Origin of the sequence: Leadbetterella sp. DM7, assembly GCF_040829825.2 — a bacterium.
Taxonomy (GTDB): Bacteria; Bacteroidota; Bacteroidia; order Cytophagales; family Spirosomataceae; genus Leadbetterella.
Map to the genome: position 1 here is coordinate 201,533 of NZ_JBFOLH020000001.1, position 11,055 is coordinate 212,587.

Below are 11,055 nucleotides of genomic sequence, written 5' to 3' on the forward strand. Positions count from 1 at the left end.
GGAGGAATAAACGGGCGGCAGGAACAGGCCTTAAGGTCTGTCCTGCCGCCCATCCAAATTAATAGGTCTTGGTTATATCTTTCGGAACCACCAGGTTAAAATCGGTCTTCACAAAATCAGCCGGCAGGGGCAGCTTCTGCTCTTCACTTTCAGCCACCGAGATCACGGCAATCTTCAGGTCAGGACGCGCCTGTTTCAGGTACCAGTAAATACCCCCGTATTCTTTGCTATGAAAATCGCCGTGATAATGCAGTAAAATCCGGCCCGGTTGCAGGTTCTTCAGGATAGATTCGGCCATGGTAGCATCTTTAATGGCCTGGGCGGCCACAAAATTCATGGCTTTGCCCCCGGCGTGATCGCCCATCATCTTTCTCATCTCTTCGTAACCCGGCGTTTCGAGGGTAACGGTAAACGGCAATTGTACAACCCAGTCTTTCTCGGAAGCTTCGAGGTACAGGCTGTCTATACCCTTTTTAGCTACTGCCGACGCATAACGGCGCGGCACATTGGTAGCCACCATCGGAAGCTTTTTGCTTTTGGCAAAATCAAGCAGGGGCTTGTAGTCGGTTTTATAATTGGGCCACAACCTGGCCTCCTCTGCCAGCTTCTTATCGTCTGTTTCTCCTTTCAGGTAACGGTTTATGGCTTCCTGGTTGTCGCGTTCAAACATTTCGGCTCCCAGCAGCAGCCGGTCACCTGCCCGGTTGTACAGCTCTTCGGTAGCTTTTAGCTGAAGCCAGTGTACAATAGAGCTGTTGTGGTATTCACCAAACAGCACCACATCGTACTTCTCCAGCTGCCTGACCATCTTACCGAAATCAACGGCTTTTCCTTTCGAATTATAAATCCGGTAAGCCGGCAATTCCTGGGCATGCAATGACACCGCAGCCAGGAACAGGCATAAGGCGAATATTTTTTTCATTTGTATAAAATTTTAGCTTTCAGCCTTCAGCTATCAGCTATCAGCAATAAACCGCAGCGGCGGACGCTGATTCATGGCCCAATTTCTGAAAGCTGATTGCTGATAGCTGATTGCTGAACGCTCACGGCTATTCCATAAATATAAATTTTTGCTCTATCACCCCTCCAGTGACCTTACCAGCGCCTGCCATTCGGGCAGCTCGGGGATTCCCGGCTTACGTTTTCCGAAAAACTGGACAATAATTTCTCCTTTCCGGTTAAACACCTCCACGGAAGTCACCATCCCGTCTTCTGTAGGCTTTCTGACCACCCAGGTTTCATGGATCTTGGAAGTATCCAGGTGAAGATTAAAATCGGGGTCCATCACGTTGATCCAGCTTTCGTGCCACAGCAGGCGGTTCACTTCTCCCGTATGGATCTGGATATTTCCCCGGTTCCCCACAAAAACCATAATGGGAAAATCTGCTTTTGACGCTTTTTCCAGCAGCTCCGCCACTTTTTCGTTCCCTACTTTCCGGGCGTGGTATTCGTCGGGTGCCAGGCGCATAGCCTGGGTACGGGTCACCTTGTACTTTCTCAGAAGACCAAAGAAATCATGGGTATCTTTCAGCGCCAGCCAGGCCTGTCTGAATCCTTCCGTATCGATCTCGCTATCGGGCTTTTCCGGTGCCGGCGCAGGAATTTCCTCTACGGCAAGCGCTGAAACCTGGTCGTCAGAGCGGTATTTCTCTACCAAAGCATCAAACGCTTCCGGGTTGCTGTCTTTGGTCAGGTAAATCTTATGAATTGCAGAACCGTCTTTCCCGAAAAACTGCAGGCTTTTCTTATCTCCGTCTGTAACGGCAAAAGCCGACGCCCAGGCCGAAAGGAAAATCCGCATATCAATATCATCTCCTACAAAAATCTGGGCGTGCGGGTTTGAGAAATCACCGTTCAGGTAAACGCCTTTCCGCTCATGCACACACTCGTCATTCCGGGTCAGTCCCATTACTTTTCCCAGGCTTTCCACCCCGGTGAGTATCTGAGCAAACTCGTTCCGCAGGCGGGTAACCCCGTTGCCCAGGTCGGTCACCAACAGCTCTCCTTCGCTTACGCCCAGCTTCTCAGCCGCATTCCGTATCCTTAACCGGGGATTTTCCGCTTTTAACGCTTCCCATTTCTCTTTCAATGACATTAGTGTTGTTTCCATATTCCTATAACAAAATTTAAAATATCTTAATTTCCGAATAAAATAACCGGTTGCTGACGAACCGGGTGCATCCATATGCTGCAGGGGAAACCATAGGCCTCCGATATAATCTCAGCAGTAAGTACTTCGCCGGGCGCGCCCTGGGCCAGTACCGTACCGTTTTTCATCATCAATACCCGGGTAGCAAACCGGGCGGCCAGGTTCAGGTCATGCAGCACGGTGACCACGGTGTTTCCCTTTTTGGCAAAACCCGACATCAGCTCCAGCACCTGGTACTGGTGTTTTACGTCCAGGTTGTTCAGCGGTTCATCCAGCAAAACCAGCTTATGCGCTATTTCGTTTCTCATCTGGGTCATCACCCGCGCCAGGTGAACCCGTTGCTTCTCTCCTCCCGACAGCAGGTTATACTCCCGGTCTCTTAAATCCCATATGCCCACCTCTTTCATGGCTTCTTCTATGGCCTCAAGATCGGCAGGGCGGGGAATCGAATCAAAATACGGGTAGCGGCCCATCAGCACTACCTCCCGTACGGGCAGGGGGATATCCCCGTTGTGGTGCTGGGAAAATTTGGCCTTATTTTTTGACAAATCCAAAACGTCCCATTCTCTGAAACGCTTCAATTTGAAATAAATATCTTCTGTATTCCGCGATATCTCATTGGCCAGCACATTCAGCAGGGTCGATTTCCCTGCACCGTTCGGCCCCACGATCACCAGCATATCGCCATAGTCTACCGACACATCCACCCCTTTCAGGATGGAATAGTTTTTATGAGAGTAGGATATTTTATGCCCTTTTACCATTACATTGATTTTTTGTACCGCACCAGGATAGCAATAAATACCGGCGCACCCAGAATGGCCGTCAGGATACCGATTGGCAACTCTGAAGGAGCCACGAGGGTACGGCTGACCGTATCGGCAGCCAGCAGAAGCACGGCTCCCCATACGGCAGATAACGGCAGGATCACCGTATAGTTCGAGCTGAACAAAAGCCGGAGAATATACGGTATGATCAGTCCCACAAAGCCAATGCTACCCGAAAATGCCACCGCTGTTCCCACCATCAGGGCAGAGAACAGCACGGTAAGGCGTTTCACGCTTTCTACGCGTATTCCCAGGTGTTCTGCATCTTTCTCGCCCAGCATCATCGCATTCAGGGCCTTGCCCTTGGTGATCAGGTAACTGTAGGTACCCAGTATCACTACCGCCAGGATACCGTTCTTGGTCCAGGTAGCAGCGCCCAGGCTGCCCAGGTTCCAGAAGGTGAGATCCCTGAGCTGGTCATCTTTGGCCAGGTAGGTCATAAAGCCCACAAGGGCAAAACCCAGCGAAGAAATGGCCACACCGGCCAGCAGCATAATGACCACATTGGTCTTTCCACCTCCTGAAGCAATGCTATATACCATAGAGATGGCGCCCAACGCACCGATGAACGCCCCGATGCTGACCAATGAAAAATGAAGGGCCTCCGGGATAAACGGCCGCACCGACTCTCCGAGCACAATGGTAACGGCCGCCATCAGCGTGGCTCCCGAAGTAACCCCGATCAGGTCAGGGGTTGCCAGCGGGTTTTTGAAGATCCCCTGCAGGCAGGTACCCGAAACGGCCAGGATGCTTCCTACCAGCATAGCCATCACTACCCGGGGCAGCCGCACTTTCCCGATGATATACGCATCTGTAGCCGGTACCGACGGGTCTCCGCGCAGAAAGCTCCCCAGGATTTTTATGACGGAAGACTCCTCAAACCGGTATACGCCCATGTGCAGCGACAGCCAGGCCAGCGCCAGCAGCACCAGGAACGAGATCAACAGGTACAAGGGCAGTTTATTCTTCAACACAGCTTACTTAACTTTCTCTGCCAGGGCTTTGTTCAGCGCAAGTGCCGCCTCTCCGGTTCTCGGGCCGAAATTAGAAATCAGGCCGCCGTCAAGAGAAATTATCGCCTTATTTTTTCCGGCAGTGGTCTGGGCTACACCGGGCACCGCCAGTAAGCCGTCTATACCGCCCAGGCTGGCCAGGCCTGAATCAAACAAGAGAATCACGTCGGGGTTGCCCTGTACCAGGGCTTCAGGCGTAAGCGGCTTAAAGTCTTCAAAGCCGGTTACGGCATTTTCACCGCCGGCCAGCTTCACAACCTCTGTAAACGGGGTTTTATCGCCGGCTACCATTAAAGTACCCGCGCCCCGCGCATAAATAAAGAGTACTTTGGGTGCTTTTTCAAACGGCTTAACCTGGGCCAGGTCGGCATCAATTTTATCCGTTAATGATTTCGTATCGGCTTTCCCCAATAATTCTCCTACCGTATGAATAAGATTTTTGGCACCCTGCGCCGAATATTCCTGCTCAACCAGCTTTACCTCAATACCGGCCTCTTTCAGCTTTGCCTGCAGCTCAGGGTTAAACTCTTTGGCACCGGCCACCACCACATCAGGCTGCAACGCTACAATGGGCTCCAGCGTAATGCTCCGGATATGGCCCAGGTCAGAGGCATGGGTTTTCACCGATTCCGGGAAAGTACTGGTAACATCCACGCCTACCAGCTGGTCTTCACCCCCCAGGGCAGCGATTGTCTCCGTGACAGCACCACTGAGGGATACGATCTTCTTCCCGCTCTTTTCTTCCGCTTTCTCTGATGAGGTATTGCACGAAACGGCAAGCCCGGCCAGCAGAGCCAGGCTCAAAATTATCTTCTTCATTATGTATTTATATTAAATCTAAATAAACGCAAAACTAGGAAGAATTGCGAGACCGTAAAAGGAAATGGCCGAAAAGATTGCATACAGACATTAATCGGTGCTGTCTGCGTCTCCCCCGATCATGGCTATAAACTCCTGCTCGCTGATGGTTTTTACACCCAGGTCAGCCGCTTTCTTTAGCTTGGAAGGCCCGGCGCCTTCACCCACAATGAGGTAATCCAGCTTTTTAGATACTCCGCTGACCAGCCGGCCACCGTTTGATTCTATCTTTTTTTCGATCTCTTCCCGCGTAAAATGCTCAAATGTCCCGGTATAAAGCAGGGTCAGCCCCTCAAGGCCATTGCCTTCTTTCTCGGTAACGCCATTCTCCGCCTGCAGGGTTACCCCGGCCGCTTTCAGCTTTTCCAGGAAGTTCAGGTTCTTTTCCGAGCGGAAATAATCGTGAATGCTCTGCGCCACCTTTTCACCCACATCGGGAACCGCCATCAGCTCTTCATACCCGGCAGCAATAAGTGCGTCGATCGTTTTAAAATACTGGGCCAGCTTCTGGGCCGTGGTTTCGCCTACAAACCGGATCCCCATACCGAAAAGCACCTTCGCAAACGGTTCATTTTTCGACTTCTCAATACCATCCAGGATATTCTGCACGGTCTTCTCCTTAAAGCTGACCTTCCGTTCTTTCTCCGTTTCCTCGTCAAAATGTACTTTTTCCAGCCCCAGCAGTTGCTCAAAAGTCAGGGAATAAAGGTCTGCCGCATCACCGATCAGCCCGTTTTCGAGGAGAATATCGATTTTGCCTTCTCCCAGGCTGTCAATATCCATGGCTTTGCGCTGGATAAAATGTTCAATCGTTCCCTTGATCTGCGGCGGGCATCCTTCCGTATCCGGACAGTACCAGGCAGCTTCCCCCTCGTTCCGGTACAGGGCCGATCCGCAGGCCGGGCACGCGGCCGGGAAACAGATCGGCTCCCGGTCAGGATTGGGCTGACTGTAATCTACCCCCGTCACTTTCGGGATAATTTCACCGGCCTTCTCCACAAAAACGTAATCGCCGATGGCCAGTCCCAGCCGGTCTATCTCATCGGCATTGTGCAGGGTGGCTCTTTTCACGGTCGTCATAGACAGCTCTACCGGCTCAAGTTCGGCAACAGGAGTAACCGCCCCGGTTCGCCCCACCTGGAACGTTACGCCGAGCAGCTTCGTGGATTTCGATTCGGCCTTATACTTGTAGGCAATGGCCCATCGCGGGCTTTTGGCCGTGTAGCCCAGCTCCTCCCGCTGGTCGTACCGGTTCACCTTCACCACAATCCCGTCGGTAGCACAGCTCAACCGGTGCCTTTTGCTCTCCCACTCGTGAATATAGGCCATCACGCCCTCTATATCTTCTACCTTCCTCCAGGAATCAGACACATTAAAGCCGGCCGCTTTAAGGGCTCTGAAGCTTTCCTCGTGCGTGGTAAACTTTTCGTCATCCGAAATATACTGGTAAATGAAGCAATCGAGCTTCCGAGCAGCCACCATGGCCGAATCCTGTAGCTTGAACGTTCCGGCCGCCGCATTCCTGGGGTTGGCCAGCGTTGCCTCGCCCCGTTCTATCTTGGATGCGTTGATCTGCTGAAAAACTTCATTGGGCATAAAACCCTCACCCCGAACCTCAAACGAGCGCCCGATCAGATGATCAAACTTACGCACATTCAGCGGCAGGGAGCGGATCGTCCTGACATTCGCGCTGATATCATCGCCCTGCACCCCGTCTCCGCGCGTAACGCCCCGCACCAGGATACCGTCTTCATAGGCCACCGAAAGCGAAATCCCGTCAAACTTTATCTCGCAGATATATTCGTAGGGTTCCCCGTTCAGGCCTTTCCGCACCCGGGCATCCCAGTCCCTGATTTCTTCCTCGCTATAGGTATTCGACAAAGAAAGCATGGGAAACCTGTGCTTTACTGTGGCAAAGCTCCGGGTTATGCCCCCGCCTACACGTTGGGTCGGGCTGTCGGGCAGCCGGAATTCCGGGTACCCGCTTTCCAGCTTTTCCAGCTCTTTTAATAAGTGATCAAACTCAAAATCGCTGATTTCCGAAACGGCATCCTGGTAATACCGGTCGTTATAATAATTCAGAAGATCGGTTAATTCCTTTATTCTGGCCTGTGCTTCCATTTCCATAGGTTTACCCGGGCAAAAATAGTACTAAAACTTACTTTTAGGTTCAAACACGCCGAAAACATGCCTGTACGCCGTTCCTGTTTCCTCAATTTATTTACAGATTTGACCGGGGCAACTGAAAAAATTAGTAAATTGCCTCCAATTCTTAACAAAAATCCTATTCATAGTTCAGTATGGCAAAAATTTTGGTAATTGACGACGAGAAAACCATACGTGATGCCATGAGAGATATCCTCGAATACGAGGGTTATGAAATAGATGAAGCCAAAGACGGCCAGCAGGGCCTCGAAATGGTAACTACCGGCAAGTATGACATAGCCCTTTGTGATATTAAAATGCCCAAGCTGGATGGCCTCGAGGTGCTTCTCAAAGCCCGTGAAGAAGGCGTTCTCACCCAGTTTGTTATGGTATCGGCTTTCGGAAACGTGGAAAATGCCGTTGAAGCTACCAAAAGGGGTGCGTTTGACTTTATCACCAAGCCACCCGATCTGAACCGGCTTTTGGTGACGGTCCGCAATGCCATCGAAAAAAGCAATGACACCGAAGTTATCAAAACCCTGAAGAAAAGGGTGTACAAGATCAACGAGATCGTGGGCGATTCTCCGCTGATCATGAAAGTAAAAGACACCATTGAGAAGGTTGCTCCTACTGAAGCCCGGATCCTGATCACGGGTCCGAACGGCTCGGGTAAGGAGATGGTGGCCAAGCAGATTCATGAACGCTCCAACCGCGTAAAAAAACCGCTCATTGAAGTAAACTGTGCGGCTATTCCCTCAGAGCTGATTGAATCAGAGCTCTTCGGGCACGAAAAGGGGGCTTTTACATCGGCGGTCAAGCAAAGGCTCGGCAAATTTGAGCTGGCCGATAACGGTACACTCTTCCTCGATGAGATCGGTGATATGAGCCTTTCTGCCCAGGCAAAAGTGCTGCGGGCATTGCAGGAAAGTAAAATCACCCGGGTAGGCGGAGAAAAGGAGATCAAGATCAACGTACGGATCATTGCGGCTACCAATAAGGACCTTAAAAAGGAAATTGCCGAAGGAAACTTCCGGGAAGACCTTTACCACCGGTTAAATGTTATCCCGATTTACGTACCGCCGCTTTCCGAAAGACGGGAAGACATTCCCCTGCTGGCTGAAAAATTCCTGCAGGATGTGGCCGAAGAATATAGCGATCAGCCGAAAACCTTCAAAGCCGACGCCATGGAGCACCTCAAAAGCCTTCCCTGGACGGGTAATGTACGGGAGCTGAGAAACGTGGTGGAAAGGCTGGTCATCATGTGCGGGCAGGAGATCACCATTGACGAAGTAAAACTATATGCCGGCCTGGGCCTGTAAAAGAAAAAAGGGGCGCTGAGGCCCCTTTTTTCAATCAACGTCAACTTCGTTTTATAAAACTAATCAGGAACAATATTACCAACGCACCGATCACGGCCGAAATAACGTTGGCAATTACACCGGAGCCTATGGAGATGCCCAAAACTCCGAAAAGCCAGTTACCGACTACTGCTCCAATGATTCCCACAATAATGTTTCCGATTAATCCGAACCCCATTCCCCGCTTGATCTCGCCTGCCAGCCAACCGGCAATGGCACCAATAATGATTGCATACAAAACGCCGTTCATAAAATTCAAGTTTAGGTTAAGAATTGATTTTCCGGACACTAATTTAGGAAACTATTAGCAAAATCAAATAAATTATTTATTTTATTATATTTCCCTCACCGCAACTTTTAACTGTTAACTTTTAACTTACCTGTTCACTCGTACACAAACTTCCCCTTCTCACTCTCTATCGTCAGCTTCTTCCCGTTAAACGCTTCCACCCGGCCTACAATCCGGGCCTCTATACCAAAAGATTCCGAAATGCGGATCACTTCTGCAGCATATGCTTCGGGCAGGTACACCTCCAGGCGGTGTCCCATATTGAACACCTTGTACATTTCTGCCCATGAAGTCCCGCTCTCTTCCTGGATCAGCCGGAACAGCGGCGGCACCGGGAACAGGTTGTCTTTGATCACATGCACCTGGTCTACAAAATGCAGCACCTTGGTCTGTGCTCCTCCGCTGCAATGTACCATCCCGTTTATCCGGCCCTTCAGTTCGCGCAGCAGCTCTTTCACCACAGGGGCATAGGTACGGGTAGGTGAAAGGATCAGCCTGCCAACGTTAACCAGCAGCGAGTCATTGATCCTTACTTCATCCAGCAGGTCTTTCGAGCCGCTGTAAACCAGTGACCCGTCTATCGACCCGTCGTAGCTTTCGGGGTATTTACCGGCATATTTCTTCGCCAATACGTCATGCCGTGCCGATGTCAGCCCGTTGCTTCCCATTCCGCCGTTGTATTCCTCCTCGTAAACGGCTTTCCCGGAAGAGGCCAGCCCCACAATCACGTCACCTGGTGCTATCCGGTCGTTGGAGATGACCTCCTCCCGTTTCATCCGGGAGATCACCGTGGTATTTACCGTAATGGTTTTCACGAGGTCACCCACGTCAGCGGTTTCCCCGCCGGTGCTGTAAATCTCCACCCCGTTGCTGCGCAGCATGGCCAGTACTTCCTCACTTCCGTTAATAATGGCCGAGATCACCTCTCCGGGTATCTTGTTCTTATTCCTGTCAATAGACGATGACATCAGGATAGGCCCGGTGGCACCTACGCAGATCAGGTCATCGGTATTCATGATGATGGAGTCCTGGGCTATTCCCTTCCACACCGACAGATCACCGGTTTCCTTCCAGTAAAGATAGGCCAGCGAGGTCTTGGTGCCGGCGCCGTCGGCATGCATAATATTGCAATAGCGCTCATCACCGCCCAGTATATCGGGCGAGATTTTACAAAATGCTTTGGGGTATAAACCCTTATCGAGCTTTTCAATCGCCTTATGCACATCTTCTTTAGAGGCTGAAACCCCCCGCTGCATATATCTTTCTGACATAGAAATAAAATTTGTACAAAATTACGGATTTTTACGGCTCAGCCGCCCGATTATCCTCCCAATAATCTCCTGCCGAAAATCAGCAGGCCCACCAGTACGGCACCCGTTACGGTAAAAAGCACAGCGGCCGCCGCCAGGTCCTTGACGGCTCCTACCGCCGGATCACGCCCGGGCAGCAGCCGATCGCACAGCTTTTCCAGGGCCGTATTGAATGCCTCAGCACTAAAAACCAGGAAAATACACGCCGTAACCGCGGTCCATTCCCAGGGTTTCAGCCCGAAATATACGCCCGCTGACACCACTCCCACAGCGGCTAAAAGATGGAAACGGGCGTTATTTTCGTACTTAAAAAGCAGGTAAACACCATTGATGGCATACCTGAAGCTTCGAAGCATTTTCCTGACATTCATATTCCGGGCTATTTAAACCAAGCGCTAATTTACCTAACTTTGCAAAAAAACCTGATCATGCCGAAAGCCAAATACGTTAGGGAATCGCACACTGTTATGACGGAAATGGTTTTTCCTAACGACACCAACCCCCTTTCTAATCTTATGGGAGGGAACCTCATGCGCTTCATGGACATCGCCGGGGCCATCTGCGCCCAGAAGCACAGCAACCGGATAGTGGTCACTGCATCGGTAGACAACGTTTCGTTTGTAAACCCCATTCCTTTGGGAAATGTGGTCACCCTCGAAGCCCGCATCACCCGGGCGTTCAACACCTCTATGGAAGTAGTGGTGGATGTTTTTTCGGAGAACATCCCGGCCGGCGTCAAAAATAAAACCAACCAGGCCTTCCTCACTTTTGTGGCTGTAGACCAGAGCGGCCGTCCTATTGAAGTATCGGAAGTTATCCCTGAAACGGAAGAAGAAAAAATTCAATATGAAAAGGCGCTGCACCGCCGCCAATTGCGTCTTCTGATGGCCGGCCGGCTCAATCCGACCGATACGGAAGAACTAAAAAAGACATTTTTTGAACATTCCGCTTCCATTTAATCAATGCAACTCGTATCTTTGCGTACTTTTTGAGGCAAGGTGCTCTTTTCAGAACGCTTTCCCGAAATAACGGCTCCATAGTTTAAAGGATAGAACGAAGGTTTCCGGTACCTTTGGTGGGGGTTCGATTCCCTCTGGAGCTACGAA

Annotated in this window: 11 protein-coding genes and 1 tRNA gene; 3 read left to right on the forward strand and 9 right to left on the reverse strand. The window is 50.9% G+C overall.

Annotated features, from left to right (window positions below; translation table 11 throughout):
* Positions 1 to 58: 58 nt before the first annotated feature.
* The 6 genes from AB2U10_RS00855 to ligA form a co-directional block, all read right to left on the reverse strand.
* On the reverse strand, positions 59 to 922 hold the full coding sequence (locus tag AB2U10_RS00855) for a ChaN family lipoprotein (protein WP_367914288.1): 864 nt from the start codon (positions 920 to 922) through the stop codon (positions 59 to 61).
* A gap of 156 nt (positions 923 to 1,078) precedes the next feature.
* Entirely contained in the window at positions 1,079 to 2,110 is a 1,032-nt protein-coding gene (locus AB2U10_RS00860; RefSeq protein WP_367914287.1) for a hemin-degrading factor, read from the reverse strand.
* A gap of 26 nt (positions 2,111 to 2,136) precedes the next feature.
* Positions 2,137 to 2,913 (reverse strand): heme ABC transporter ATP-binding protein, encoded by a 777-nt coding sequence (locus AB2U10_RS00865; protein WP_367914286.1) that lies wholly within the window; start codon positions 2,911 to 2,913, stop codon positions 2,137 to 2,139.
* Complete coding sequence (locus tag AB2U10_RS00870) at positions 2,913 to 3,950, reverse strand: FecCD family ABC transporter permease (RefSeq protein ID WP_367914285.1); 1,038 nt, start codon at positions 3,948 to 3,950, stop codon at positions 2,913 to 2,915. The genes AB2U10_RS00865 and AB2U10_RS00870 overlap by 1 nt, the downstream gene beginning before the upstream one ends.
* Before the next feature lie 3 nt (positions 3,951 to 3,953).
* Positions 3,954 to 4,808, reverse strand: coding sequence for a heme/hemin ABC transporter substrate-binding protein (locus tag AB2U10_RS00875; RefSeq protein ID WP_367914284.1), 855 nt, complete (start codon positions 4,806 to 4,808; stop codon positions 3,954 to 3,956).
* A 90-nt stretch (positions 4,809 to 4,898) separates the two neighbouring features.
* Positions 4,899 to 6,968, reverse strand: coding sequence for an NAD-dependent DNA ligase LigA (ligA, locus tag AB2U10_RS00880; protein ID WP_367914418.1), 2,070 nt, complete (start codon positions 6,966 to 6,968; stop codon positions 4,899 to 4,901).
* 179 nt (positions 6,969 to 7,147) lie between these two features.
* On the opposite strand from ligA, the gene AB2U10_RS00885 reads away from it, so the two are divergent.
* The gene (locus AB2U10_RS00885; RefSeq protein WP_367914283.1) at positions 7,148 to 8,311 is read left to right on the forward strand and encodes a sigma-54-dependent transcriptional regulator; all 1,164 of its coding nucleotides are present in this window, start codon (positions 7,148 to 7,150) and stop codon (positions 8,309 to 8,311) included.
* A 40-nt stretch (positions 8,312 to 8,351) separates the two neighbouring features.
* Here AB2U10_RS00885 and AB2U10_RS00890 read toward each other — a convergent pair whose 3' ends face one another.
* The 3 genes from AB2U10_RS00890 to AB2U10_RS00900 all read right to left on the reverse strand — a co-directional run bounded on the left by AB2U10_RS00890 (position 8,352) and on the right by AB2U10_RS00900 (position 10,320).
* A complete protein-coding gene (locus AB2U10_RS00890) occupies positions 8,352 to 8,600 on the reverse strand; it encodes a GlsB/YeaQ/YmgE family stress response membrane protein (protein WP_367914282.1) in 249 nt (82 codons plus the stop codon).
* A 134-nt stretch (positions 8,601 to 8,734) separates the two neighbouring features.
* Positions 8,735 to 9,910: an AIR synthase related protein gene (locus AB2U10_RS00895; RefSeq protein WP_367914281.1), complete on the reverse strand. Its 1,176-nt coding sequence runs from the start codon at positions 9,908 to 9,910 to the stop codon at positions 8,735 to 8,737.
* Positions 9,911 to 9,960: 50 nt separating this feature from the next.
* Positions 9,961 to 10,320: a diacylglycerol kinase family protein gene (locus tag AB2U10_RS00900; RefSeq protein ID WP_367914280.1), complete on the reverse strand. Its 360-nt coding sequence runs from the start codon at positions 10,318 to 10,320 to the stop codon at positions 9,961 to 9,963.
* Between the two features lie 57 nt (positions 10,321 to 10,377).
* Here AB2U10_RS00900 and AB2U10_RS00905 point away from each other — a divergent pair, with 57 nt between their 5' ends.
* On the forward strand, positions 10,378 to 10,908 hold the full coding sequence (locus AB2U10_RS00905) for an acyl-CoA thioesterase (protein ID WP_367914279.1): 531 nt from the start codon (positions 10,378 to 10,380) through the stop codon (positions 10,906 to 10,908).
* A 71-nt stretch (positions 10,909 to 10,979) separates the two neighbouring features.
* Positions 10,980 to 11,051 (forward strand) — tRNA-Arg (locus tag AB2U10_RS00910).
* The last annotated feature ends 4 nt before the right edge of the window (positions 11,052 to 11,055 follow it).